The sequence below is a fragment of the Pseudomonas sp. RL_15y_Pfl2_60 genome (assembly GCF_963970595.1).
Classification (GTDB): Bacteria; Pseudomonadota; Gammaproteobacteria; order Pseudomonadales; family Pseudomonadaceae; genus Aquipseudomonas.
The window spans coordinates 343,814-369,722 of the sequence record NZ_CAXAOE010000006.1 but is presented as its reverse complement, the minus strand read 5'-3'; the positions used below and the strand labels follow the sequence as shown (position 1 = coordinate 369,722).

Sequence of the window (25,909 nt, the reverse complement as noted above, 5' to 3'; positions counted from 1 at the left end):
GCTGAGGCATTTATGCTTTTTATTAACCAATACTCACTTGTTGAAGCGGAGAATGCTGGTGCCGGTCATCTCGTTTGGCACAGGCAGACCCAGCAGTGTGAGCATGGTTGGGGCGATATCTGCCAGTACAGCGCCATCACGGACCTGGGCGTCGCGCTTGCCAACATAGATAAACGGCACCGGCTCGCAGGTATGAGCGGTGTGTGCCTGCCCCGTGCATTCATCTTCCATTTGCTCAACGTTGCCGTGGTCGGCGGTAATCAGTGCTTCACCACCGACTTTATCGAGTGCACTGACAATACGTCCGACACAGGCGTCCAGGCATTCAACCGCTGCCACGGCGGCTTCGAATACGCCGGTGTGGCCGACCATGTCGCCGTTGGCGTAGTTGACCACAATCACGTCGAAGCGCTGGTTTTCGATGGCATCGACGATTTTGTCGGTCACTTGCGGCGCGCTCATTTCTGGCTGCAAGTCATAGGTGGCGACATTCGGCGATGGAATCAGGATGCGTTCTTCGCCTGCGAATGGTTCTTCACGGCCGCCGGAGAAGAAGAAGGTCACGTGGGCGTATTTTTCGGTTTCGGCGATGCGCAGTTGGGTCTTGCCGTTATTGGCCAGGTATTCGCCGAGCACGTTGGTCAGTGGTGTTGGCTTGAATGCGCTCGGCGTATCAATGCTCGCGGCGTATTGGGTGAGCATGATGAAGCCAGCGAGTTGCGGTGTGCGTGTCCGGTTGAATTCGCTGAAATCTGGTTCGACGAAGCTGCGCGTCAGTTCACGCGCACGGTCGGCGCGGAAATTCATAAAGATCACGGCGTCGCCGTCTTCGACGGATACCGCATCGCCCAAGGTAGTGGCTTTGACGAACTCATCGCTTTCGCCCCGCGCATACGCAGCTTCCAGGCCGGCGCTGGCGTTAGCTGCGTTGTATTGGCCCTGGCCATTGACGATCAGGTTGTAGGCTTGCTCGACACGATCCCAGCGGTTGTCGCGGTCCATGGCAAAGTAGCGGCCAATCAGGCTGGCGATGCGGCCTTTGCCAAGTTTGGCGAAGGTGTTGTCCAGCAGGTCGATCGACGATTGCGCGCTTTTGGGTGGTGTGTCGCGACCATCGAGGAAGGCGTGCAGGTAAATTTTTTCAGCGCCACGCTTGGCTGCCAGTTCGACCATGGCCGCAATGTGATCCTGGTGGCTGTGCACACCGCCGTCAGACAGCAGGCCGAGAATATGCACGGCTTTGGCGTTGCTCACAGCGCTATCGACAGCGTGGGTGATGGCTGGGTTGTCGAAAAATTCACCATCACGAATGGCTTTGGTCACCCGGGTGAAGTCTTGGTACACCACACGGCCGGCCCCCAGGTTCATGTGGCCTACTTCTGAGTTGCCCATCTGGCCGTCTGGCAGGCCGACATCCATGCCGCTACCCGAGATCAATCCATGGGGCTGCGTGGCACGCAGGTGATCATAAACCGGTGTATTGGCGGCAAAAATGGCGTTGTATTCGGGGCTTTCGCTGTGGCCGAAACCATCAAGAATGATCAGAACCAAAGGTTTTGGCGTGACGCTCATAAAGCTGGCTCGCTCTGCTGTAGGCATAAAGATTGACCATTTTAAGGCCTAGACGCTATCAAGTCACCGCCGGACGGGGTTTGGCCGACTTGTGGGGCTGTGTATACTGGCCGGCATTTTACCGTCCTGGAATATCCCTGATGCTTGCTCACGCCATTGAATTTGTCACTAACCACTATTTGCTAGCCGGTTCTTTCGTCATTCTGCTTGTGCTGCTGCTGGTCACTGAGCTGCAAAAGGGCGGCAAGAGCTTGAGCAGCCGTGAACTGACGGCGTTGCTTAATAGCGAGCAAGGCGTTGCATTGGATGTGCGTTCGCAAAAAGATTTTTCTGCCGGTCACATTGTTGGCTCGCTGCATATCCCCTATGAAAAACTGGCGACCCGTATCGCAGAGTTGGATAAGCACAAGGCTAAGACCATTGTGGTCGTGGATGCCGCTGGCCAGCATGCCGGTACCGCTGCTCGTGAATTGCAAAAAGCAGGTTTTAGCGCTGCGAAGTTGTCAGGTGGGATGTCGACCTGGCGCGGTGATAACCTCCCAGTGGTGAAGTGATATGGAGGTCGTGATCTACTCAAGCGATTATTGCCCCTTCTGTATACGGGCTAAGCAATTGCTCGCTCATAAAGGCGTCGCATTCACTGAAATGCGAGTCGACGGCAACGCTGCATTGCGTGCAGAGATGACCCGCAAGGCTGGAAGAACCTCGGTTCCACAGATTTGGATCGGCGAAGTCCATGTGGGTGGCTGCGACGAACTTTATGCCCTGGAGCGCGCCGGCAAGCTCGACGCATTGCTCAAGGCATAACTTGATATCCGCGGGATCTCAGCAAGAACAGCGAGCGACAGGCGCACAAGGCTGTTAGCCGCTGCTCTGGGGTCTTTTCATTTTGGCTTAACTAACAAGAAGGCTTTGGTATGACTGAACAAGCAAACACTGGCGCAACTGAAGAGCAAGCACCGCAATTCTCGTTGCAGCGTATCTACGTACGTGATCTTTCTTTCGAAGCACCAAAGAGCCCCGAAATTTTCCGCAAGGAATGGACTCCAGCAGTCGAGATGGACCTCAACACCCGTCAGAAACCGCTGGATGGTGACTTCCACGAAATCGTGCTGACGTTGTCTGTGACCGTCAAGAACGGTGACGAAGTTGCCTTTATTGCTGAAGTTCAGCAGGCTGGTATCTTTCTGATCAAGGGGCTGGATGCGGCTTCGATGAGCCACACCCTCGGCGCTTTCTGCCCGAACATCCTGTTCCCCTATGCCCGTGAAACGCTCGACAGCCTGGTAGTTCGTGGCTCGTTCCCAGCATTGATGCTGGCGCCGGTGAACTTCGACGCACTCTACGCACAAGAGCTGCAGCGTATGCAGCAGACTGCGCCAGAGAACGCTACCCATTAAGTGCAACTCATCAGGGCTTTGATCCCAATCGAGCATGTCTTACAAAAAAACGCCTTCAATGGCGTTTTTTTGTGGCTGCAAACCGACTTGCCGAGGTGTTAGCGAGTTGTCGGCGGCATGGCAAAATCCTGTTGTCTCCAGGCTTCGTAAACAGCCACGGCAACGGTATTCGACAGGTTCAGGCTGCGGCAGCCTTCGCGCATTGGCAGGCGCACGCATTGTTCAGCAGGCAGGGCGTCGCGCACCTCTTGCGGCAAGCCACGGCTCTCCGGGCCAAATAGAAATGCATCACCGGGCTGGTAGCTCACCTCGTGGAAGCCTTGTGTGCCCTTGGTGGTGAAGGCGAACACCCGAGGCTGGCCAATGCTGGCGAGGCAGCTTTGAAGGTCTGTATGGCGCTGCAGCGTGGCGTATTCATGGTAGTCCAGCCCTGCGCGACGCAAGCGTTTATCATCCAATTCAAAGCCGATTGGCTCAATCAAATGCAGGTTGCAACCGCTATTGGCACAGAGCCTGATAATGTTGCCGGTATTGGGTGGTATTTCTGGTTGAAAAAGGATGACGTGAAACATGCGCGGCTCCGAGCGTGAAGGCGGGCAATATTCTACTCCTGATATAGGCGATCGGCCTCGTCCTTGGTTACGAGTGATTGGCTCCCTGGCCATTTTTGGCTTTTTGATCGGCTTGATGTTTGGTGATTTGTTTCGCCCGGATGCGCTGCGTCTTGATCGAATCGAGGTGCGCGAAGCTGAGCTGCGGCTGTGGTTCAACGAGCAACCGACCCCGCAAAGCGGCGAGTACAACGGCGCTTATGTATTGCGTTTGCGGACGCTGGGGCGCGAGCAGCAAGGCCAGCTACAGATCAATGGACGAGCGGTTAACTGGCGGTTGCAAAGAAATGAGCGGGATATGCTGTTGACCATTATTGCGGCCCGTCCCCTGCGCGGCGAATGGCGCGTTGATGAGGTAGACGGGCAATGGCGGCTGAGTGTCAGCCTAGCGGAGCAATAAAAGAGGGGAATCCCCGGCCTGCCTGTACCAAGGCCCCCGAAACTGGAGTTACTTAGCTATATGCAGGCAGTGTGCCAACTTTTGCATTGTGGCTTGATGTCAGCAGTGACGGGCTGTTTGCGCGATACAACGCCTATTTATTCGGGCTTTAAATCACTAAAAATGTCTCTGATGAGTGCATGAGCACCATTTTGAGCGCTGTTATTGGGCATTGCTTATTCAGTTGTGTAATGGGGAGGTATTGGTTTATTGCCAATGCTGCTGAGCTGATTTCATGGTTGAGTCGTTCTTATTCATGCTCGGTAATATCCAGCTCCACAAGCTGCGCCAGTTGGCTTAGGGACTCTTGCCAGCCCAGATAGCACATCTCTTCTGGAATAACAGAGGGAATGCCAGCTTGAGTAATAGAAATGTCGGTTCCACAGCTAACGGCTTTCAGGTCGATTGATACCAGCATTTCACCGGGCAGGTGCTCGCTGTCAAAGCGGTCGATATGTTGGATTCGCTGGTGGGGTACAAGCTCAGTGTATTGAGCACTGAAGGAATGGCTGCTTGCGCTGGCAAAGTTCGTGAAGGACATTTTATAGCCTCCACCCACACGGACATCCATTTCGTGGACAGCCCCGATAAAGCCATACGGAGGCAGCCAGCGTTCCAGGGCGCCCTTATCGGTAAAGGCCTTATAGATACGTTCAGGCGGTGCGCGCAGCACTCGGTGGAGTCGGACTGTACCGGTCTTGTCAGGCATCAGGGTCTCCTGCGACGAGGTCGCTGTGAAAGACAGCACCCATCAGCCTAGCCCAAACTCCGGTGTGTTCAAGACGTATGCTTGAGCCCTGTGAATAAAAACGGGCCTTAAATTAAGGCCCGTTTTTTGTGCTGATCAAATGTCGATGACTGGTTTAGTTGTCATCGCTGTCGTCGTCATCGCCACCGTCGATGTTCATACCCAGTTCTTTGATCTTGCGGGTCAGGGTGTTACGGCCCCAGCCAAGCAGGATAGAGGCGTCGCGGCGACGACCGGCGGTGTGCTTGAGGGCGGTTTCAATCATGATCCGCTCAAATGCCGGTACGGCTGTATCGAGCAGGTTTGACTGGCCGCGTGCCAGCGACTGGTCGGCCCACTGGCGCAGGGCCTGCTCCCAATTGCTGACCGGTGCGCTGTCTTGGGGTTGCGACAGCAGTTCAGGTGGCAGGTCGTCGATGTGCACTTCACGGCCAGAGGCCATGACGGTGATCCAGCGGCAGGTGTTCTCCAACTGGCGCACATTGCCCGGCCAGGACAGGTGTTGCAGATAATCTTCGGTTTCGTTTTTCAGCAGCTTGGGCTCAACCGACAGTTCAAGCGCCGCGCGGCTGAGAAAGTGACGGGCCAGTGTTGGAATGTCTTCACGACGGTCTGACAAGCGCGGAATGTGGATACGAATAACGTTGAGGCGATGGAACAAGTCCTCACGGAATTTACCGGCATGCACCAGGCCCTCAAGGTTTTGGTGAGTGGCGGCAATAATCCGTACATCAACCTTTACCGGTGTGTGGCCGCCCACGCGGTAAAACTCGCCATCAGCCAATACCCGAAGCAGGCGAGTCTGGGTGTCAGCCGGCATGTCGCCAATTTCATCGAGAAACAGGGTGCCGCCATCGGCTTGCTCGAAGCGGCCGCGGCGTTGGTTGGCGGCGCCGGTAAATGCGCCTTTTTCATGGCCAAAGAGCTCGGATTCCATCAAGTCCTTGGGAATTGCCGCCATGTTCAAGGCAATAAAGGGCGATGCTGCGCGAGGGCTGTGACGATGCAGAGCGTGGGCGACCAGTTCTTTACCTGTGCCCGACTCGCCATTAATCAGAACCGTGATGTTGGAGTGCGACAAGCGGCCGATGGCGCGAAACACTTCCTGCATCGCTGGCGCTTCACCGATGATTTCCGGTGTCTGCGCTTCAGCAACAGGCACGCTGAGGTTTTGCTGTTCCTGGGCGTGCTGGTTGGCGCGCTTGACCAAGGATACGGCTTCATCAACGTCAAACGGCTTGGGTAGGTATTCGAATGCTCCGCCCTGGTAAGAGGCAACGGCGCTGTCGAGGTCCGAATGTGCGGTCATGATGATAACCGGCAAGCGCGGGTGCAGCTCTTGGATGCGCGCTAGCAGGTCAAGTCCGCTGACGCCTGGCATGCGAATGTCGGAAATAATCACATCGGGCTGTTGCCGGGTCAGGCGGTTAAGCAGGCCGTCGGCATTGTCGAAGGTTTGCGTGGCCATGCCTTCTTGTTGCAAGGCTTTTTCCAGTACCCAGCGGATGGAACGGTCGTCGTCGACAATCCAGACGGTTTCACTACGGCTCATGGCTGAGTTGCTCCTTGTTCCAGCGGCAGAAAGATCGTGAATACGGTATGGCCTGGATGGCTTTCGCACTCGATCAGACCTTGGTGCTGACTAATAATGTTCTGGGTGATTGCAAGGCCAAGGCCGGTGCCGTCGGCGCGGCCACTGACCATGGGGAAGAAAATGGTTTCTTGCAGATCCGGAGGGATGCCCGGGCCGTTATCGATAATTTCAATTTTGGCCACCAGGCGATGACGGACATGGCCAATGGTGAACTGGCGCAAGGCTCGGGTGCGCAAGGTTATGCGACCCAGGCGCATGTCACTCAAGGGGGAAAGCGCCTGCATGGCGTTGCGCACTATATTCAGCACGGCCTGGATCATTTGTTCGCGGTCGATCAATACGTCAGGGATGCTTGGGTCGTAGTCGCGCACCAAAGTGATGCAGCCTTGGCTTTCGGCTTCAACCAGGCTGCTGACCCGTTCAAGTACTTCGTGCACGTTGGTCATCGATAGCAGTGGCAGCTTGTTTGAACCCAGCATGCGATCAACCAGATTGCGCAAGCGATCAGCCTCTTCAATGATCACGTTGGTGTAGTCCTTGAGGTTTTCCTCGGGAAGTTCTCGGGCCAGCAATTGAGCGGCGCCACGGATGCCGCCCAAGGGGTTCTTGATTTCGTGAGCGAGGCCGCGCACCAGTAATTTGGTGGTCTCTTGTTTGGACAGCTGCGCCTCTTCTTTGGTGATGCGCAGCATACGGTCCCGCGGGAAGACTTCGAGCAGCAACAGGGTTGCACCGCGGCTGATTACCGGGGTGACGGCGTAGTCTACTGTCAGGTTTTGCCCGGTTACGGAGGTCAAAACTGCTTCGCGCTTATTAAACGGATGGGCTTCTTCAACGGCTTGGCGCAAAGAGCTCACTGCTTCAGCGGATTCGGTAAAGAGCTCACTGATAAACTGGCCGTGGCTGCGTTGGCCGCTAACGGCCAAAAGCATTTCCGCAGCTGGGTTCATGTACTCAAGGCGCAGTTCAGCGTCGAGTAACAAAGTGGCGGTTGTCAGGTTGTCGAGTAGCAGGCGGTGCAGTGCGTCGTTAATGATCATAGGCATCGGCTTCCGGCAGTGGCTATAAAAATGCAAGAAGCAAACCAAAGCCCTGAAAAGTAGCGTTTTCCCCGTGTAAATAGCGACAACGCCCACAAATAGATGTAGGCCGCCGTGTGCAGGGCGACCCAAAACAGGGAGAGTATAGAAGTGGTTGTCTGTATGTGCGCTTAAATGGTGCGTTGGCTACATAAATGGCACAAAGGGGATGTCGCTTTCTTCTTCAGGCTTGTCTTTGAGAGGGCATTCCGGGCGCACACCGAAGTCTTTCAGCTTGCAGGGGTTGACCTGGCGTTTTTGCGCAAGCGAGGTGCGCAGCAGGTGAAACGGTTGGCTGGGGGTTCGTTCAATGATGCGCTCGTTCTCATCAACGATCTCTACCGCCAACTGGTGCGTACCGCGATCAATATTTTCCAGTGGGAAAACCGGGCTGCGACCGGCCTCGCCAATGGCATTGCCATCGAGAATCAAGCGAAAGCGGTGTCCAGGCAGCAGCTCGGGTTCGCTGGTGGCGCTGACAATCAGGTTGCCGGCGTTGTCGCGAATCGTTGCATCCGGTTGCGGCACCAGAATGCGCAGCATCTGATAGGACAGCACCACGGGTTGGTTTTCTACAACTTCTGGCTTGAGCTTGATGGTCGGGGTTATGCGGTTGGTCGGTGCTATCTGCACCGGTTTTGCATTACCGCCCCTAGGTTGGTCGGTAAATACCCGATTTCCTTCTGCATCTATATAGGTGTAGACCTGTGCTGATGCGGACAGGCTGCTCAGTAGCAATAAACAGGTTAAGAGTGCGCGCATTAAGGGGCTGGCTTAGGTTTGGGTTTAGGGGCGAATGCCGGGCTGTTATTGGTGTTGACTCGCTGCACGGTGAATGTGCTGGTTTCGCTTTGTTGCACGGTGCCAGTGGTGCTGATTACCTGGACCGCGATCGAGTGTTCGCCGCGATCAACATTATTGAGCTGGAGTCGCGGTACGTTAGTGGGTTCGCCGTAAGGTTGGCCGTCGAGCAGGAGTTGCAGGCGGTGTGCCGGTGACAGCCGTGGCTGAATATTAACCCCGACGCTGAAGGTACCGTTGTTGGCGCGTAGCGCTGCTTCATCTGGCAAGCCGGTCAGTTCCAGGACTTGGTAGGCGGCCAGGACTTGCGCGGGGGCTTCATCGCTTTCATTGCTTATCGGCTGTTTCGGCGTTTGCATTTCCACCGTATTGGTTTTCGGCAGCTCGATGGTTTCGGTGTCTACACCCTGCGGTGGCTCGTTAGTGAAAACGGTATTGCCGTTGGCGTCTGTGTATTTGTAGATCTGCGCGCTGGCTGGCAGGGCGGCGGCGAGTAAAAGGCAGGCAATTAGTGTGCGCATGGCCGATCTCTTAATTGAGTTTGCTAATAAAGATTGCACTGCTCAGCGCTGCTGGCAAGTGTCGGCATGTTGCAGTGTGTGCGGGCGCATAAAACAAGGGGCTGAGCGGCGTTTGGGCAAGGCGTAAAAAAACAAAAGGCCACCCGAAGGTGGCCTTTTGTCATACCGGCTGGATTAAACGCTGTAGTACAGGTCGTATTCCAGTGGGTGTACGAAGGTGCGGACTTTGATTTCTTCTTCGTGCTTGAGCTCAAGGTAAGCATCGATGAAGTCGTCGCTGAACACGCCGCCTTTGGTCAGGAACGCACGACCTTTGTCGAGCTCTTCCAGGGCTTCTTTCAGGCTGCCGCAAACCTGTGGGATCAACTTGCCTTCTTCTGGTGGCAGGTCATACAGGTTCTTGTCAGCTGCATCGCCAGGGTGGATCTTGTTCTGGATACCGTCGATACCGGCCATCAGCAGTGCTGCGAAAGCCAGGTATGGGTTGGCTGCTGGATCCGGGAAGCGTGCTTCGATACGGCGAGCTTTAGGGCTGGCAACGTAAGGAATACGGATCGATGCCGAACGGTTACGAGCCGAGTAGGCCAGCATTACTGGAGCTTCGAAGCCAGGGACCAGACGCTTGTACGAGTTGGTCGATGGGTTGGTGAAGCCGTTCAGTGCTTTACCGTGCTTGATGATACCGCCGATGAAGTACAGAGCGATGTCAGACAGGCCGGCATAGCCTTCGCCGGAGAAGGTGTTCTTGCCGTCTTTGGAGATCGACATGTGTACGTGCATACCCGAGCCGTTGTCGCCGTACAGTGGCTTAGGCATGAAGGTCGCAGTTTTGCCGTAGGCATCGGCAACGTTGTGTACGCAGTACTTCAGGGTCTGAACTTCGTCAGCCTTGGCAACCAGGGTGTTGAACTTGACGCCGATTTCGTTCTGGCCAGCAGTCGCCACTTCGTGGTGGTGAACTTCGATGACCAGGCCCATATCTTCCATGGCATTACACATGGCGGTACGGATTTCGTGGTCGTGGTCGCATGGTGGAACTGGGAAGTAACCACCTTTGACGGCTGGACGGTGGCCTTTGTTGCCGCCTTCGATGTCGCCGTCAGTGTTCCAGGAACCCTGTTCGGAGTAGATTTTGAACATCGAGCCGGAGATGTCCGACTTGAACTTCACTTCGTCGAAGATGAAGAACTCTGGCTCAGGGCCAACGAATACAGTGTCACCGATGCCGGTCGACTTGAGGAATTCTTCAGCGCGCTTGGCGATGGAGCGTGGGTCGCGGTCGTAGCCTTGCATGGTGCTTGGCTCAACGATGTCGCAAACCAGAATCAGGGTTGGCTCTTCGGTGAATGGATCCAGTACAGCGGTTTCGTCAACCGGCATCAGGATCATGTCTGAAGCTTCGATGCCTTTCCAGCCATGAATAGAGGAGCCGTCGAACATTTTACCGTGTTCGAAGAAGTCTTCGTCCAGCGCGTCGCGGGCTGGCATGGTTACGTGGTGCTGCTTACCCTTGGTATCAGTGAAGCGCAGGTCAACCCACTTCACGTCGTGTTCTTTAATAAGTTGAATCGACTTCGACATGCTGTCCTCCAGGCGGATAAGGCTCAATCTGTTGAGCCCACAAAATTCGGAAAAGCTCGGCGGATACTCCGCCAGTACTACCTGCCTCACAAGGGAGCAATTTGCATGCCAGTGCACTGTGATGGACTAAAACCCGCAAACGCAGGCGCGCCGGGGGTTTATTCGCAGTTGCGTGGATATTGCTGCACCAAGTAAGTGCTATTTAAACTGATAAAGCACCAATACGGTGCGTAAAAATGTTTAGGTAAGGTTTTTGATCAAACCTTGCACAATTTCCGCTATAATCCGCGCCCCTGTTTTTTCGCGAGCTTGGCGCGCGTTGCTTCCATGAAACTGATCGTAAAAGTTTTCCCAGAAATCACCATCAAGAGTCGGCCCGTTCGCAAGAACTTTATCCGGCAGTTGGCGAAGAACATCCGCTCGGTGTTGCGCGATCTCGATCCGCAGCTCTCGGTTAGCGGTGTCTGGGACAATCTGGAAGTTGAAACAACCTTAACCGATGCCAAGCTTCTCGGCGAGCTGACTGACCGCCTGAGCTGCACACCGGGCATTACTCATTTCCTTGAAGTCAACGAATACCCACTGGGTGATTTCGACGATGTGCTGGAAAAGTGCAAGCTGCACTTTGCCGACCAATTGCCGGGCAAGATTTTTTCTGTGCGCTGCAAGCGAGCGGGCAAGCACCCATTCAGTTCGATGGATGTTGAACGTTATGTGGGCAGCCAGTTGCGCCAACAGTGCGGCGCTGCCGGCATCTCGCTGAAAGAGCCTGACGTTGTTGTGCGCATGGAAATCCGTGACCAGCGCCTGTTTGTCATTCATAACCAGCATGAAGGCCTGGGTGGTTATCCGCTGGGTTCGCTGGAGCAGACGCTGGTATTGATGTCGGGTGGCTTTGACTCAACCGTCGCCGCCTACCAGATGATGCGCCGTGGCTTGGTGACGCACTTTTGCTTCTTCAATCTCGGCGGCCGCGCCCACGAGCTGGGCGTGATGGAAGTCGCCCATTACCTGTGGAAGAAGTTCGGCAGCTCGCAGCGCGTACTCTTTATTAGCGTGCCTTTTGAAGAAGTGCTTGGCGAAATCCTCGGCAAAGTGGATAACAGTCAGATGGGCGTGGTGTTGAAGCGCATGATGTTGCGCGCCGCCACGCAGATCAGTGATCGTCTGCAAATTGATGCGTTGGTGACGGGCGAGGCTATTTCCCAGGTGTCGAGCCAGACGCTGCCGAATCTGTCGGTGATCGACGCCGCCACTGAAAAGCTGGTGCTGCGCCCGCTGTTGGCCAGCCACAAGCAGGACATCATCAATACCGCGACGCAGATCGGCACCGCCGACTTTGCCAAGCATATGCCCGAATACTGCGGTGTGATTTCGGTGAACCCGACCACCAAAGCCAAGCCTGATCGCATTGCTTATGAAGAAAAGCAGTTCGACATGGCGGTGCTTGAGCGTGCAGTACAGAGCGCAACCCAGTTGCCGATCGATAAGGTTATCGACGAGCTGGGCAAAGATATTCAGGTTGAGGAAGTCAGCGAAGCCCTTGCCGGTCACGTCATCATTGATATCCGTCATCCGGACAGCGCCGAGGACGAGCCACTGCAGTTACCCGGCTCTGAAGTGCAAACGCTGCCGTTCTACGCACTCAACAGTCGCTTTAAAGAGTTGGATCCCAGTCGCCAGTATCTGCTGTATTGCGACAAGGGCGTTATGAGTCGCTTGCATGCCCACCACTTGTTAAATGAGGGGCATGCGAATGTGCGCGTTTATCGTCCGACATAAGACGCCCGGGTTGAATGGCGGCAGCATCCGCCATCGCCCTCCCGACATACAGGCGGCGTAAAAGCTTCTGGGCTGCGACCTGCCCAATGCGTTTTTACGTCGTCTAGCACAACCTTAATACTCGCCGTCTACACTATGCGGCAAACCGAATCCTCTGATCGAGATACACAAGTGATCGATAATCTACGTAACATCGCAATCATCGCCCACGTTGACCATGGTAAAACCACCCTGGTAGACAAACTCCTGCGCCAGTCCGGCACGCTTGACCGTAAAGAGCTTGAAAACGAGCGCGTGATGGACAGCAACGACCAGGAAAAAGAACGTGGTATTACCATCCTGGCTAAAAACACCGCGCTGAAATGGCATGACTACGACATCAACATCGTAGACACCCCCGGCCACGCCGACTTCGGTGGTGAAGTAGAGCGTGTAATGAGCATGGTTGACTCCGTGCTGCTGGTAGTTGACGCCCAAGACGGCCCAATGCCACAGACTCGCTTCGTAACTCAGAAAGCGTTCAAGGCTGGCCTGCGTCCTATCGTTGTAATCAACAAGATCGACCGTCCGGGCGCGCGTCCTGACTGGGTTGTTGACCAGATTTTCGACCTGTTCGATAACCTGGGTGCAACTGAAGAGCAGCTCGATTTCCCAATCGTTTATTGCAGCGCCCTGAACGGTATTGCAGGTCTTGAGCACGATAAGCTCGAAGAAACCATGGACCCGCTGTTCCAGGCGATCATCGACCACGTACCGGCTCCAGCTGTAGACGTCGATGGCCCGTTCCAGATGCAAATCTCGCAGCTGGACTACAACAGCTTCCTGGGTGTAATCGGTATCGGTCGTATCGCTCGCGGTAAGGTCAAGACCAACACTCCAGTGACCGCTATTGGCACTGACGGCAAAAAACGTAACGGCCGTATCCTCAAGATCATGGGTCACTCGGGCCTGCAGCGCGTTGAAGTTAACGAAGCGCAAGCCGGTGACATCGTTTGTGTCAGCGGTATGGACGAGTTGTTCATCTCCGACACGCTGTGCGACCCGCTGAATGTTGAAGCGCTTGAGCCGTTGACCGTTGACGAGCCAACCGTGAGCATGACCTTCCAGGTCAACGACTCGCCGTTCTGCGGTAAGGAAGGCAAGTTCGTCACCAGCCGTAATATCAAAGAGCGTCTCGACAAAGAGTTGCTGTACAACGTTGCCCTGCGCGTTGAAGAAGGCGACAGCGCTGACAAGTTCAAGGTTTCCGGTCGTGGTGAGTTGCACCTCTCGGTACTGATCGAAACCATGCGTCGCGAAGGCTTCGAGCTGGCTGTAGGCCGTCCTGAAGTTATCATTCGCATGGTTGACGGCGTTAAGCACGAACCATTCGAAAACGTCACCATCGACCTGGAAGAGCAGCATCAGGGTCCGATGATGGAGCAGATGGGTAACCGTAAAGGTGACCTGACCAACATGGTTCCAGACGGCAAGGGTCGTGTACGTCTTGAGTACACCATTCCTGCGCGTGGCTTGATCGGCTTCCGTAACCAGTTCCTGACCCTGACCTCGGGCTCGGGCATCCTGACCAGCATCTTCAGCCACTATGGTCCGATGAAGTCGGGCGATATGGGCGGTCGTATTCAGGGCGTTCTGGTTTCCAGCGCCACGGGTAAGGCACTGACCTACTCGCTGGAAACGCTGCAGGCTCGCGGTAAGTTGTTCCTCGGCCACGGTGACGACGTTTACGAAGGCATGCTGGTTGGTATCAACAGCCGTGACAACGACCTGGTTGTTAACCCAACCAAGGGCAAGAAGCTCGATAACATGCGTGCTTCCGGTAAAGACGAAACCATCGCTCTGGTTCCGCCAATCCGTTACACCCTGGAGCAGGCTCTGGAATTCATCGAAGACGACGAACTGGCTGAAATCACGCCTAAGTCGATCCGTCTGCGTAAGAAGTTCCTGCTTGAGACAGACCGTAAGCGTGCCAGCAAAAACTAAGCATTAGTTTTCGCGGCATCTCAAAGCCCCTGGCAGCTTGGCTGTCAGGGGCTTTTTTTGTCCGTGGTTCATCGCCAGGCAGTCGCTAGACGGCAGCAGAACGGGGCGTTGGCAAACAACAATCTTTTCACAATGTTTCTGATACCGTGGCCGGCTTTAATTGCTCGACCCCGTTTTAAACGCAGCTATGCGGGGCAGTTGAGTGTGTTGCGAGTGAATAGGAGTTGAGCATGCGGGCATCGGCACAGGCCAAGGATGATAAGCGATGGGATTGGGCGGGACTTGGCTGGTTATTCCTGTTCTTCTGGTATTTTTCCGGCGTTACCCAGTTATTGATTCAACTGACTGACACCACGGGTTTCGTCAGTTTCCGCCAGGCATTCTTGATCAGTGCTATCTGGCTGGTTCCGGTCTTGTTGTTCCCTAGGCACACCAAAACCATCGCCGCTGTTGTCGGTGTGGTTTTATGGGCGTGCTCCTTGGTCGGGCTGGGCTATTTCTGCATCTACGGCCAGCAATTTTCACAAAGCGTCATTTTCATCATGTTCGAATCGAACGTGGCGGAAAGCATGGAATATTTTGGCCACTATTTTGTGTGGTGGATGATTCCGGTCTACCTCGCGTATACCTTTGTCGCCTGGTTATTGTGGCGCAAGATCCGGCCACTGGAATTCGGCGTTACCCAGGCCAGGGTACTCAGTGTTGTTCTGTTGCTTAGCTTGATTGGCTATCCGTTGGCCAAGGAAATCAGTAAGCGTGCAACCCTGGGCCTGGCCTTCGAGAAGTTTGAAGAGCGCATCGAACCGGCGGTGCCTTGGCAGCTGGTCGTGGGCTTTCGTAAATATCGCCAGCAACTCGACAGCATGGAGAAACTCCTGGCTGGCAACGCCAGGCTTGCGCCGCTCGAGGCAATGAAGGACTCCCGTGCTGGCAAGCCGACAACCTTGGTGTTGGTGATTGGTGAATCAACCAACCGGCAACGCATGAGCCTATATGGCTACCCGCGTGAAACCACGCCCGAGCTGGACAAGCTGCGTGATCAGCTACAGGTGTTCGACAATGTCGTCACCCCGCGGCCCTACACCATCGAGGCATTGCAGCAGGTTCTGACCTTTGCTGATGAGAAGAATCCAGACGGCTACCTGACGACGCCGTCGCTGGTCAACATGATGAAACAAGCAGGTTACAAGACCTTCTGGATCACCAACCAGCAGACCATGACCAAGCGCAACACCATGCTCACGACTTTCTCGGAACAGACCGATGAGCAGTATTACCTGAATAACAACCTGAATCAGAATGCCCGCCAATACGACGGTGATGTACTTGAACCCTTTGCCAAGGTGCTGGCTGACAAAGCCCCACGCAAGCTGATCGTTGTGCATTTGCTGGGTACGCACATGCGCTACAAGTACCGTTATCCGGAAGATTTCGAGAAATTCACCGATAACAAGGGTGCGCCCAAGTGGGTGACCGAGGACCAGTTAGCGACCTACAACAGTTATGACAACGCGGTGTTGTATAACGATTTTGTAGTGTCCAGCCTGATCAAGCAGTTCTCGGCGAGCAAGCCGGATGGTTTCTTGTTGTACCTGTCGGACCATGGCGAAGCGGTGTTCGACACCCCAAAAGGCGGCGTGATTGGGCGTAACGAAGGCAAGCCAACCTCACCGATGTACACCATTCCATTTATGGTATGGGCCTCGGAAAAGTGGAAAGCACACGCTTCTTTTGATTTCAGCAGCATGCTTGAGCGGCCTTACAGCAGCTCCAACCTGATTCACACCTGGGCTGATTTGGCGGGGCTGAGCTTTAGTGAGCTGGATCGGAGCAAGAGCTTGGTCAGTAACAAGTTCATCGTGCGGCCACAAATTATTGGCGATCCCTATGAGCCGAAGTCGTTGATCGATTTCAGCTTGATCAAGCCAAAGAAAATCCAGTTGAGTAAGGATGATTTGGCAACCAGCCAGCCCGGTCGATCCTGAGTTTGCCAGGCCTGGGTTTGCCAGATAAAAGCCCCGCAGATTTTGCGGGGCTTTTTTATTTCCAGAATAAAGGCGTCAGCTACGATTTAGCGTGCTGGCTTGGGAATATAGGCGCAGTAGCCGGGGCGTGGGCCGACTTTGGGGTGGTTGCGGCAGGTTTCCGGGCGCACGTCGTAGATGGTGCACAAGCGCGATTTGCGGTCTAGGTACATGCAATCATTGTTTGACAAACGGGTCAGGGTGAAGATGCCGGACTTCTGGTTGAAGCGCTCGATGATGCCTTCCTTTTGCAGACGTTTGGCGACGTTCCTTGGCGGATCGCCTTTTTCAAACTCATCGGCCACACCCATGCGAATCAGATCGTTGAGGCGCACCTCTACGGGCAGTTGGCAGCAGCTGGAGTTGCAGCTGTGACACATGTCGCTGGTGTATTTGGCCCAGGTATCCAGGCGATCGATTTCGGCGGCGGCAATCAGGTTGTTTTTCATGGGTCTGCTAAGCGTAGGAGGGAGTCGCGGCGGGCGATGATAGCGATGTCAGGCGTTTTGTGAAGAGGTATCTGCCGACCGGTTGCCACGGCAAGTTTAGCAGTGCACAAGGTGTTGGTGTTTATACGAGGTGTTAAACTGCCAAAGCATTGCGCTTCAGCGGTTGGTTGCGCGATTTTGAACTGGGCGATAGGCAGTAGTTTACGGCTATTCGATAGCCTACATTTTCTTCTGGTTTAGATCAGGGTGATCCTTTGCACATCGTGGCTTGTGGGGCGTGGTCATACTCGGGTTTTAGTCGTAATCATTGCCTGGGCGCGACTGTCGGTGTCGAATTGCTGCGATGGAGTGCAGTGCGTTGAATTTTTTCAACGCTTGCAGTCAGTCAGGCTGGGCTTTCCCGGTACAGCTGTTGATCACCGGCGTGGTTTGCTTCGGAGTCGTGCTGCTGTCGCGCTGGGTTGCGCAGCAACGTTACTTTCCGGGGCAGAGTAACTTTATCTGGCTGCACCTGGCCTGCCTCTGGTGGATGCTCGCTGCCAGCCTCGAAATGGCTGCACAAGGTGCTGAATGCAAAATGTTCTGGGCGAGTATGGCCTGGCCCGGAATCCTCCTGACACCGACATTCTGGGCGGTGTTTCTCTGGCAATACATCTACAGCAAGCATCAACGCCTGAGCAGTCCTGTACTGGCGATGCTGATGCTGGCGCCCGCACTGTACTGGGCCTTGGCGTTGACCAATCCCTGGCACCACTTGATGTACACCGAGCAAACAGCGCCGCTAAGCAACGACTACGGCTCGCCGATCAAGTATGTCCACGGCAGTGCGTATTACTTCGCGACAGCCTATGGCTACATTTGCATGCTGTTCTGCTCTGGTATTGTCATCCGCGCGGTGCTGCAAAGCAGTGGCCTTTATCGTCGTCACTACCTGGTTTTTTTATTGCTCACGCTGGTGCCTTGGGCGGTAAACGCCAGCCACGTGTTCCTCGGTATTTCGCTTTTTGGTTTTGACCCGACCCCATTCAGCTTTGCATTTACCCTGATGGCTTTTGCCTGGCTGATTGTCGGGGTACGCCTGTTTGACTTGTTGCCGGTGGCCCGTAATTTATTGCTCGAGGCTTTGTTTGATCCGGTCCTGGTGGTCGATTCACAGATGCGAGTGGTCGAGGTGAACCCTTCAGCGCTCAAGCTTTCAGGGCTCGAGCGCGGCTGGCAGGGACGACATTTACGGGATTGGCCAGTGGTGGGAGCAAAGCTCCATGAGATTATCAGTCAGGCCGATGGTTGCGAGCCAAACCAACTGCTGTCATTACCTTCTCTCGACCGATACTTCGAGTTGAATATCCGTGCGGTTGAACGCAGCACACGCCATGAAGTGACTCTGTTGGGGCAAATGCTTTATCTGCGAGACGTCTCGCAAAGGCATATCAGTGAATTGCAGTTGGCTGAAGCCTTGGCGGTCAGTGAGCAGAGATTGCTTACAATCTCGAGTTTGCATGAACAACTGCGTGAGCAAGCACTTTGTGACCCGCTTACCGGGCTCTACAACCGGCGCTATCTGGAAGAGTTTTTTGCGTTGGAAATAGACCGGGTGCAACGCGAGCAAAAACCACTATCACTGGCTCTGATAGACCTTGATCACTTCAAGCTGCTCAATGATAAGCATGGTCATCTTGAAGGTGACGATGTGCTCAAGGCGCTGGCCGATAACCTGCGACGCAATGTGCGCAGCTCCGATGCCGCGTTCCGCATCGGTGGCGAGGAATTTCTCCTGGTGCTGCCGGGGGCTGATCTTGAGGAAGCGTCTAAACGCTTGAATATCATCTGTAAACAGCTGGCGGAGCAGCCATTGGAAACCCGTGGCGGCATGCGCCAGGTGACCTTGTCTGCTGGTATTGCCTGCTGGCCAACTCAAGGCCTCAACCTGGATGAGCTACTTGATGTAGCCGATGCCGCGCTCTACCAAGCCAAGCGCGCGGGGCGTAACCAAGTGGTCACACTTGCTTAAGTAGCGTCCTGGTAATGACTGCTTGCGGCTATGCGGTCAGATAAGCTCGTGCAATCAATTGCAAAACTGGCTAAATTTGAGCTGTTGGTACTGCCTATAACAATAAATAAAGGATTACCCAGTGAAACGTACTCTGACTCCGCTCGCCTTGGCGTGCATGCTTGCCAGCTATTCGACCTTCACCAGCGCCGGTCCCTTCAGCAGTTTGATTGTATTTGGCGATAGTTTAAGTGACGCCGGACAGTTTGCTGATGCAGATGGTCCCGCAGGCGCGACGCGCCGCTTTACCAACCGGGTCGGTCCGACCTATCAAAATGGCAGCGGTGAAATCTACGGTTCGACTTCACCCATGCTGCTTGGTGAAGCGCTTGGCCTGGGGCCGCAAGCGCCTTCAACTTCTCAGGTTTATGCCGATCAAGGCTTGGCCGACGGCAATAACTGGGCGGTGGGCGGTTACCGCACCGATCAAATCTACGACTCAATTACCCAGCCTGGCGGTTCGGTTGCAGGCACGCGCACGCGCGATGGCTACCTGGTTGATCTTGCAAATCGGGGCTTGAGCCTGGATCGCAACGCGCTGTTCTACGTCAATGGCGGTGGTAACGACTTCCTTCAAGGCACCATCTTCAGCTCGGGCCCGCAAGCAGCGGCAACCCAACTGGCCGATAGCGTGCGCGCGCTACAGGGCGCTGGCGCACGCTACATCATGGTTTCACTGCTGCCAGATGTGGGCACCACGCCAGCAATTTCAGGCACCGCCTTAGCGCCTACCATTACCTCGATTGGCCAGGATTTCAACACTGAGTTGGTTAGCCAGCTGTCGCAAATCGATGCGCAAATTATCCCGCTCAACGTGCCGGTCCTGTTTAGCGAGGTACTGCAAAATGCAGCGGCTTATGGCTTTGATTCCAGCCAGAACCTGACCGGCAGCTGCTTTGCCGATTGCGGCGACGTTAACGCCACCTGGGGCATCAATAGTGCGACACCAGACCCAAGCAAGCTGATTTATAACGACAGCGTGCACCCGACCACCGCCGTGCAAGAGATTTTCGCCGATTACGCCTACTCGCTGCTGGCGGCGCCGTGGGAAGCCAGTCTGTTGCCTGAAATGGCTCACGGCACCTTGCGTGCGCATCAGGGCCAGTTGCGTAACCAGTACATTGCGGACTGGGAAGCCTGGCAACCCGTGGGGCAGTGGCGGGCCATTGTTTCGGGCGCGGGCCAGCATCTGGACTTTGACAGCCAGGCCGCTTCGCCAAGTGGTGACGGCGACGGTTACAGCCTCAACGTAGGCGGCAGCTATCGTGTCGATGACAGCTGGCGTTTTGGGGTTGTGATGGGGCTTTACGAGCAAAATCTCGAGGTCGGCAGTGCGGACTCCGACTACGACATGCGCAGCTATCTGGGCAGCGCATTTGCCCAGTATCAACACAATCGCTGGTGGGCGGATGCGTCCGTGACTGCTGGCTATCTTGACTACCATGACCTCAAGCGCAAGCTCGAGCTCGGTCGGGTCACACGCTCGGAGAAAGGCGATACTGATGGCACCTTATGGGCACTTTCCGGACGGGTCGGCTATGACATCGCCCAACCTGGCAGCGACTGGCACTTGAGCCCGTTTGTCAGCGCTGACTACGCCAAAGTCGAGGTCGATGGCTACGATGAAAGCGGTGCAAGTTCAACGGCCCTCAGTTTCGGTGATCAAGATCGCACCTCGAAGCGCCTTGGTATCGGTATGCAAGGGCGTTGGGCCATCACCCAGGCCACTCAGGTCTTCGCCGAAGTCGCCCATGAAACCGAATACGACGATGACAGCACCGATGTTCGGGTTTCGCTCAATAGCCTGCCGGGCATTGACTACAAGCTTGAGGGCTATACCCCGGATGACAACCTCGACCGCGCCAGTCTCGGCTTCAGCCAGCAACTGGCTAGCGATCTTGCATTGCGCGGGGTTTACAGCTTGAGTAAGAGTGACGACAACAAGCAGCAAGGTGTTGCACTGTCCCTGGCCTGGGACTGGTAAATACCGATGGGCGGCAGCACAAGACGCTGGCGCCCATAACCGGTTAAACTGCGCGCGATTTCTTATCTCCGGAGCCTCACATGTCCCGCGTTACCCTGAGTCGCTATCTGATCGAGCAAACCCGCAGCCACAATACCCCGGCTGATCTTCGCTTCCTGATTGAAGTTGTTGCACGGGCCTGTAAGGCGATCAGCCATCAAGTGTCCAAGGGTGCGCTTGGCGGCGTGCTAGGCAGCATGGAAACCGAGAACGTCCAAGGTGAAGTGCAAAAGAAGCTCGATGTTATTTCCAACGAGATTCTGCTTGAAGCCAACGAGTGGGGCGGGCACTTGGCGGGTATGGCGTCTGAAGAAATGGACAACGCCTATCAGATTCCTGGCCGTTATCCGAAAGGCGCGTACTTGCTGGTTTTTGACCCGCTTGATGGCAGCTCGAATATCGATGTGAACGTATCTGTTGGGACCATTTTCTCGGTCCTGCGTTGTCCTGACCGCAACGGTAACGAGGGCGACCTGGGCGAGGAAGCTTTCCTTCAGCCAGGTACCGAGCAGGTGGCTGCAGGTTATGCGATCTACGGCCCGCAGACCATGTTGATGCTGACCCTGGGCAACGGCGTCAAAGGCTTCACCCTGGACCGTGAGCTGGGTAGCTTTGTGCTGACCCACGACAATATCAAGGTGCCTGAAACCACCCAGGAATTTGCCATCAATATGTCCAACCAGCGCCACTGGGAAGAGCCGGTCAAGCGTTACGTGGGCGAATTGCTGGCCGGTGAAGAGGGACCGCTGAAGAAGAACTACAACATGCGCTGGATTGCAGCCATGGTGGCTGATGTGCATCGTATTCTTACCCGTGGTGGCTTGTTCATGTACCCGCGCGATGGCCGTGAACCTGAGAAACCAGGCAAGCTGCGCTTGATGTACGAAGCTAACCCAATGTCGTTCATCATTGAGCAGGCTGGCGGTGTTTCGACCAACGGCGAACAGCGCATCATGGATATCCAGCCGACTTCTTTGCACCAGCGTGTAGCGGTGTACCTAGGCTCGAAAGAAGAAGTTGAGCGCGTTACCTCTTACCATAAGAAGTAGGCCGTGAATCAGCCTTGGCACGAATTGCTTGAGTGGTGGTTTGGTCCATCGACAATTGCTGTCGAGGCTGCTGGTGCACGCTCCAAACTCTGGTTTGGCAAGCGTGACAGCCAAGATGCCGAGGCGCGGGAGCGCTTCGGTGGTTGGGTCGAGCAGGCGTTGGCGGGGCAATTGCGTGAGTGGCGCGAGCACCCGGAAGGCTGGCTCGCACTGACGCTCTTGCTCGATCAATTGCCGCGCATGATCTACCGCGATGATCCACGTGGCTATAGCGGCGATGTCTTGGCCCAGCAATATGTTCTAGCAGGCATTGCGCAAGGCATCGACCTGCAACTGGCACCTATCCAGCGGGTGTTTATCTATCTGGTGCTGGAACACGCCGAAGACCTGCGCCTGCAGGATCAGGCGGTTGCTGCCTTCGCTGGGCTTCTTGACCAGGCCCCTCAGGCTGAACAAGCACTGTTTGCCGATTATCTTGATTACGCCGAGCGTCATCATCGAATTATCGCGCGCTTTCAACGCTTTCCGCATCGCAATAAGGTTCTAGGTCGTCCCTCGACTGAACAAGAACAGTTATTTTTGCAGGAACCCGGCTCGGGTTTCTGACGTCCTATGCGGCAGATGATGGACTATGCCAAGCTTGATTAACTAATAAACAGGGAGCTTTAGTTATGTCGCTGCGTAAATTCGCGTTGCTGTGTTTTTGTGTTGTGCTGGCTGCATGCAGCAAAGTCACACAGGAAAACTATTCCAAACTCAAAACTGGAATGACTAAAGCCGAGGTTGAAGCATTGCTCGGTGATCCAACTGATTGCGCGGGCGCCATGGGGTTGTCGAGCTGTACCTGGGGCGATAGAAAGCAATTTATCAGCGTTCAATACGCCGGCGACAAAGTCATGATGTTTTCAGGTGAAGGCCTGAACTGAGGAAACTATGAAACGCATTCTTTTAGGGGTATGCGCCGCTGCAATGCTGGCGGGCTGCGCCAATTCTGGCACCGGAGCCGTGCCGCCCAAGACTGTAGACAAGGTTGATCTGGAGCGTTACCAGGGCACTTGGTATGAGCAGGCGCGTTTGCCGATGTTCTTCCAGCGCAACTGCAAGCAGTCCGAGGCGCATTACGCGCTGCAGGCTGACGGCAGTGTCAGCGTCATTAACAAGTGCCGCGACGCAGAAGGAAAATGGCAGGAGGCTGTGGGCCAGGCAGTGCCTCAGGTCGAAGGCAAGACCGACAAGCTCTGGGTGAGCTTCGACAATTGGTTCAGCGATCTTTTGCCCGGTGTGGCCAAGGGTGATTACTGGGTGCTGTACCTGGATGATGACTATCAGCACGCGCTGGTTGGCAGCCCTAACCACAAATACTTGTGGGTGCTTTCGCGTAGCACTGAATTAGACCCGGAGCAGCGCGCTAAATTGCTCGAAGTGGCCCATGACCGCGGCTACGACACCGAGGATCTGATTTGGCGCACGCCGGATGCACAAATGCCTAAGCAATAACCGGATGCGCCCGGCATTCAATTTAATGTCGGGCGCATTATTGCCAGCCGAGCCGTGCTAGTTTCCAGGTATCACCTTCAAGCCACCATTCAAGTTTGACCGCATAGTGTCGGGCGCTATCGGGGATCAATCCCTCTGCCCCGGTGAGGGCGACTTGGGCATCGGTATAGGCTTTGCTGCTGTAAGTTGGGTCAATTCGACTGTCTTTACTCAAGGCGATGATGTTGACCTTTTTGTAACGTAAGAACATTAAGGTCATGGTGCGCTTGGCCCAGTCAGGGTCAAACTGCTGCTGCGCTGCGAACTCCGGGTGCAACTGCTCGATCACCGCGCTGGTCTTTTTCGCTTCAAGATTGTCCTGAAGTTGCTGTACCGCTTTGTCTAGTGCAGCCTGTGGGGATTCTTTGGCACCACAGCCGCAGAGTAGGGTGAAACTCATCAATAGCGTCAAGGCGATTAGTTTTACAGGCATACTCGAACCCTACTCCATGGTGGCCGGCACAATGCGCTGCCAGTGCTGATGACACTGTATAAAAAAATTAAAGGAGCTGACCATGCAAACCTTGTATCCGGAGATTAAGCCCTACGCCCGCCACGAGCTGGCGGTGGAGGCGCCGCATGTGCTTTATGTGGACGAGAGCGGATCACCGGATGGTTTGCCCGTGGTGTTTATCCACGGCGGTCCTGGGGCGGGCTGTGATGCGCTGAGCAGGCGTTTTTTTGACCCGAACCTGTATCGCATTGTCACCTTCGACCAGCGCGGTTGTGGACGCTCAACCCCCCATGCAAGCGTTGAAAAAAACACCACTTGGGACTTGGTCGCGGACCTTGAAACCATTCGCCAGCACCTGGGCATCGACAAGTGGGTGCTGTTCGGCGGTTCATGGGGCTCGACCCTCGGCCTGGCTTACGCCCAAGCGCATCCCGAGCGCGTCCATGCATTAATTTTGCGCGGGATATTCCTCTGCCGTCCGCAAGAGTTGCAGTGGTTTTATCAAGAAGGTGCCAGCCGCCTGTTTCCGGATTACTGGCAAGATTACATCGCGCCGATTCCGCAGGAAGAGCGTGGCGACCTGGTACAGGCCTTTCACAAGCGCCTGACCGGGAGCGATCAGATCGCCCAGATGCACGCCGCCAAGGCATGGTCTACCTGGGAAGGTCGCACCGCGACACTTAGACCCAATCCGCAAGTGGTGGATCGCTTTTCTGACTCACACCGGGCCTTGTCAATTGCGCGAATCGAGAGCCATTACTTCGTCAACAATGGCTTCCTTGAGCCCGACCAGCTGATCCGCGACATGCACAAGATCGCCCATCTGCCCGGAATTATCGTGCACGGCCGCTATGATGTGATCTGCCCGCTGGACAACGCCTGGGAGCTGCATCAGAACTGGCCAAACAGTGAGCTGCAAATTATTCGCGATGCTGGTCATGCAGCGGCTGAAGTCGGAATTACCGATGCCCTGGTGCGCGCAGCAGATCAAGTCGCCCGGCGTATCCTTGATTTGGCACCGGATGAAGCATGAAGGCCCTGATCCAGCGCGTCAGCAGCGCGCAAGTCACGGTTGAAAACGAAGTGGTTGGTGCGATTGAACAAGGCTTGCTGGCGCTCGTTGGCGTTGAGCCACACGACACTCCAGCCAGTGTCAGCAAAATGCTGCACAAGTTGCTCAAGTACCGGGTGTTCAGTGATGCCGATGGCAAGATGAACTGTTCATTGACCGATGTCGCTGGCGGCTTGTTGCTGGTATCGCAGTTCACCTTGGCGGCGGATACCAAAAGTGGCCTACGCCCAAGCTTCTCGACGGCCGCGCCTCCTGCTTTGGCAACCGAGCTGTTTGATTTGCTGGTTGAACAAGCGCGAAGCCAGCACGCTATTGTCGCCACAGGTCGCTTTGCCGCGGACATGCAAGTGCAGTTGACCAACGATGGCCCCGTGACTTTCCTGCTTGAGACATAAGCTTTAGCGAGTAGGGTGTGACAACGCGTAGCTTGTCCACCGAAATGTCCACAAAGTTTGCCCTGATTGCGAATGCCAAAGTGCTAGATAAAAAGGCGTTGCCCGTCTTTGAGCAACGCCTTTAAAACTACTGGCGTGCCAACGCCTCGGCGACAAAGTCGAGGCGGTCCTGGCCGAAGTGCAGTTCGCCGTCGACAAAAAAGCTCGGTGCGCCAAACACACCGCGCTGGATGGCTTCCTCGGTATTGGCTTTCAAGCGCTCCTTGACCCTCTCGTCTGCAACCAATCGCGCGAATTCTTCAGGCTCGAAGCCTGCTGCTGTGAGCACTTCTGCAATTTGTTGTGGATCGGCCAGGTTCTTGGCGTCTACCCACATCGCTTCGAATATGACTTTGACAAACAGCCCAAAGCGCTCGTCATCGAGGTAACCGGCCGCACCGCGCATCAAGGTCAGGGTATTGATCGGGAAGTTTGGGTTAAACCTCATGGGTACGTTGTAGCGTTTGGCGAAGCGGCCAAGGTCTTGCAGCATATAGCGACCTTTGGCTGGGACTTGTACCGGTGAGCTGTTACCGGTGGCTTTGAATACACCGCCCAGCAGCATGGGGCGCCAGTTGATTTGTGCGCCCGCGCTGGCTGCAATCTTTGGCAGTTGGGTCCAGGCCAGGTAGCTGGCAGGGCTGCCGAAGTCAAAGAAAAACTCAACCTGTTTGCTCATCGAATCACTCCTAGTATTTTGACTTGCG

General features: G+C 55.2%; 26 protein-coding genes. 15 read left to right on the top strand and 11 right to left on the bottom strand.

Annotation, left to right across the window (positions count from 1 at the left end):
* Positions 1-33: 33 nt before the first annotated feature.
* On the bottom strand, positions 34-1,572 hold the full coding sequence (gpmI, locus tag AACY26_RS18085) for a 2,3-bisphosphoglycerate-independent phosphoglycerate mutase (RefSeq protein WP_339516115.1): 1,539 nt from the start codon (positions 1,570-1,572) through the stop codon (positions 34-36).
* A gap of 140 nt (positions 1,573-1,712) precedes the next feature.
* Here gpmI and AACY26_RS18080 point away from each other — a divergent pair, with 140 nt between their 5' ends.
* The 3 genes from AACY26_RS18080 (at position 1,713) to secB (ending at position 2,972) form a co-directional block, all read left to right on the top strand.
* On the top strand, positions 1,713-2,126 hold the full coding sequence (locus tag AACY26_RS18080) for a rhodanese-like domain-containing protein (RefSeq protein ID WP_339516030.1): 414 nt from the start codon (positions 1,713-1,715) through the stop codon (positions 2,124-2,126).
* 1 nt (position 2,127) lies between these two features.
* A complete protein-coding gene (grxC, locus tag AACY26_RS18075) occupies positions 2,128-2,379 on the top strand; it encodes a glutaredoxin 3 (RefSeq protein WP_010488602.1) in 252 nt (83 codons plus the stop codon).
* A gap of 110 nt (positions 2,380-2,489) precedes the next feature.
* Positions 2,490-2,972: a protein-export chaperone SecB gene (secB, locus tag AACY26_RS18070; protein ID WP_339516028.1), complete on the top strand. Its 483-nt coding sequence runs from the start codon at positions 2,490-2,492 to the stop codon at positions 2,970-2,972.
* 98 nt (positions 2,973-3,070) lie between these two features.
* Here secB and trmL read toward each other — a convergent pair whose 3' ends face one another.
* Positions 3,071-3,544: a tRNA (uridine(34)/cytosine(34)/5-carboxymethylaminomethyluridine(34)-2'-O)-methyltransferase TrmL gene (gene trmL, locus AACY26_RS18065; RefSeq protein ID WP_339516026.1), complete on the bottom strand. Its 474-nt coding sequence runs from the start codon at positions 3,542-3,544 to the stop codon at positions 3,071-3,073.
* Between trmL and AACY26_RS18060 the strand changes: the two genes are divergently transcribed.
* Entirely contained in the window at positions 3,543-3,983 is a 441-nt protein-coding gene (locus tag AACY26_RS18060) for a hypothetical protein (protein WP_339516025.1), read from the top strand. The two genes, trmL and AACY26_RS18060, sit on opposite strands and share 2 nt — an antisense overlap.
* Before the next feature lie 289 nt (positions 3,984-4,272).
* Here AACY26_RS18060 and AACY26_RS18055 read toward each other — a convergent pair whose 3' ends face one another.
* The 6 genes from AACY26_RS18055 to glnA form a co-directional block, all read right to left on the bottom strand.
* Positions 4,273-4,731: an SRPBCC family protein gene (locus AACY26_RS18055; protein ID WP_339516024.1), complete on the bottom strand. Its 459-nt coding sequence runs from the start codon at positions 4,729-4,731 to the stop codon at positions 4,273-4,275.
* A 154-nt stretch (positions 4,732-4,885) separates the two neighbouring features.
* On the bottom strand, positions 4,886-6,322 hold the full coding sequence (gene ntrC / locus AACY26_RS18050; RefSeq protein WP_339516022.1) for a nitrogen regulation protein NR(I): 1,437 nt from the start codon (positions 6,320-6,322) through the stop codon (positions 4,886-4,888).
* On the bottom strand, positions 6,319-7,404 hold the full coding sequence (gene glnL / locus AACY26_RS18045) for a nitrogen regulation protein NR(II) (protein WP_339516113.1): 1,086 nt from the start codon (positions 7,402-7,404) through the stop codon (positions 6,319-6,321). The genes ntrC and glnL overlap by 4 nt, the downstream gene beginning before the upstream one ends.
* A gap of 186 nt (positions 7,405-7,590) precedes the next feature.
* A complete protein-coding gene (locus tag AACY26_RS18040) occupies positions 7,591-8,205 on the bottom strand; it encodes a DUF4124 domain-containing protein (RefSeq protein WP_339516020.1) in 615 nt (204 codons plus the stop codon).
* Positions 8,205-8,765 carry a DUF4124 domain-containing protein gene (locus AACY26_RS18035; protein WP_339516018.1) on the bottom strand — a complete coding sequence of 187 codons (561 nt, stop codon included), beginning with the start codon at positions 8,763-8,765 and terminating at the stop codon, positions 8,205-8,207. The genes AACY26_RS18040 and AACY26_RS18035 overlap by 1 nt, the downstream gene beginning before the upstream one ends.
* Positions 8,766-8,939: 174 nt before the next feature.
* A complete protein-coding gene (glnA, locus tag AACY26_RS18030) occupies positions 8,940-10,346 on the bottom strand; it encodes a glutamate--ammonia ligase (protein ID WP_087518528.1) in 1,407 nt (468 codons plus the stop codon).
* 327 nt (positions 10,347-10,673) lie between these two features.
* Here glnA and thiI point away from each other — a divergent pair, with 327 nt between their 5' ends.
* The 3 genes from thiI to cptA all read left to right on the top strand — a co-directional run bounded on the left by thiI (position 10,674) and on the right by cptA (position 16,096).
* The gene (gene thiI, locus AACY26_RS18025) at positions 10,674-12,128 is read left to right on the top strand and encodes a tRNA uracil 4-sulfurtransferase ThiI (RefSeq protein ID WP_339516014.1); all 1,455 of its coding nucleotides are present in this window, start codon (positions 10,674-10,676) and stop codon (positions 12,126-12,128) included.
* A 171-nt stretch (positions 12,129-12,299) separates the two neighbouring features.
* Positions 12,300-14,111: a translational GTPase TypA gene (gene typA / locus AACY26_RS18020; RefSeq protein WP_339516012.1), complete on the top strand. Its 1,812-nt coding sequence runs from the start codon at positions 12,300-12,302 to the stop codon at positions 14,109-14,111.
* A gap of 230 nt (positions 14,112-14,341) precedes the next feature.
* Positions 14,342-16,096 carry a phosphoethanolamine transferase CptA gene (gene cptA / locus AACY26_RS18015; protein WP_339516011.1) on the top strand — a complete coding sequence of 585 codons (1,755 nt, stop codon included), beginning with the start codon at positions 14,342-14,344 and terminating at the stop codon, positions 16,094-16,096.
* A gap of 86 nt (positions 16,097-16,182) precedes the next feature.
* Here the strand turns inward: cptA and AACY26_RS18010 are convergent, their stop codons facing one another.
* Positions 16,183-16,584: a YkgJ family cysteine cluster protein gene (locus AACY26_RS18010; protein WP_339516010.1), complete on the bottom strand. Its 402-nt coding sequence runs from the start codon at positions 16,582-16,584 to the stop codon at positions 16,183-16,185.
* 358 nt (positions 16,585-16,942) lie between these two features.
* Here AACY26_RS18010 and AACY26_RS18005 point away from each other — a divergent pair, with 358 nt between their 5' ends.
* From AACY26_RS18005 to AACY26_RS17980, 6 genes are all read left to right on the top strand, one after another.
* Positions 16,943-18,595 (top strand): histidine kinase N-terminal 7TM domain-containing diguanylate cyclase, encoded by a 1,653-nt coding sequence (locus tag AACY26_RS18005; protein WP_339516009.1) that lies wholly within the window; start codon positions 16,943-16,945, stop codon positions 18,593-18,595.
* 121 nt (positions 18,596-18,716) lie between these two features.
* Positions 18,717-20,618 carry an esterase EstP gene (estP, locus tag AACY26_RS18000; protein ID WP_339516008.1) on the top strand — a complete coding sequence of 634 codons (1,902 nt, stop codon included), beginning with the start codon at positions 18,717-18,719 and terminating at the stop codon, positions 20,616-20,618.
* A gap of 80 nt (positions 20,619-20,698) precedes the next feature.
* Entirely contained in the window at positions 20,699-21,706 is a 1,008-nt protein-coding gene (locus AACY26_RS17995) for a class 1 fructose-bisphosphatase (RefSeq protein ID WP_339516006.1), read from the top strand.
* Between the two features lie 3 nt (positions 21,707-21,709).
* Positions 21,710-22,312, top strand: coding sequence for a DUF924 family protein (locus tag AACY26_RS17990; protein ID WP_339516005.1), 603 nt, complete (start codon positions 21,710-21,712; stop codon positions 22,310-22,312).
* Positions 22,313-22,377: 65 nt separating this feature from the next.
* On the top strand, positions 22,378-22,632 hold the full coding sequence (bamE, locus tag AACY26_RS17985; protein ID WP_339516004.1) for an outer membrane protein assembly factor BamE domain-containing protein: 255 nt from the start codon (positions 22,378-22,380) through the stop codon (positions 22,630-22,632).
* Between the two features lie 7 nt (positions 22,633-22,639).
* The gene (locus tag AACY26_RS17980; RefSeq protein ID WP_339516003.1) at positions 22,640-23,203 is read left to right on the top strand and encodes a lipocalin family protein; all 564 of its coding nucleotides are present in this window, start codon (positions 22,640-22,642) and stop codon (positions 23,201-23,203) included.
* Between the two features lie 37 nt (positions 23,204-23,240).
* On the opposite strand, the gene AACY26_RS17975 is transcribed toward AACY26_RS17980, so the two are convergent.
* On the bottom strand, positions 23,241-23,675 hold the full coding sequence (locus AACY26_RS17975; protein ID WP_339516002.1) for a hypothetical protein: 435 nt from the start codon (positions 23,673-23,675) through the stop codon (positions 23,241-23,243).
* An 82-nt stretch (positions 23,676-23,757) separates the two neighbouring features.
* Here AACY26_RS17975 and pip point away from each other — a divergent pair, with 82 nt between their 5' ends.
* Both pip and dtd read left to right on the top strand, forming a co-directional pair.
* Complete coding sequence (gene pip, locus AACY26_RS17970) at positions 23,758-24,729, top strand: prolyl aminopeptidase (RefSeq protein WP_339516000.1); 972 nt, start codon at positions 23,758-23,760, stop codon at positions 24,727-24,729.
* Positions 24,726-25,163 (top strand): D-aminoacyl-tRNA deacylase, encoded by a 438-nt coding sequence (gene dtd / locus AACY26_RS17965; RefSeq protein ID WP_339515998.1) that lies wholly within the window; start codon positions 24,726-24,728, stop codon positions 25,161-25,163. Before pip ends, dtd begins: the two co-directional genes overlap by 4 nt.
* Before the next feature lie 127 nt (positions 25,164-25,290).
* On the opposite strand, the gene AACY26_RS17960 is transcribed toward dtd, so the two are convergent.
* Positions 25,291-25,881 (bottom strand): 2-hydroxychromene-2-carboxylate isomerase, encoded by a 591-nt coding sequence (locus AACY26_RS17960; RefSeq protein ID WP_339515996.1) that lies wholly within the window; start codon positions 25,879-25,881, stop codon positions 25,291-25,293.
* Between the last annotated feature and the right edge of the window lie 28 nt (positions 25,882-25,909).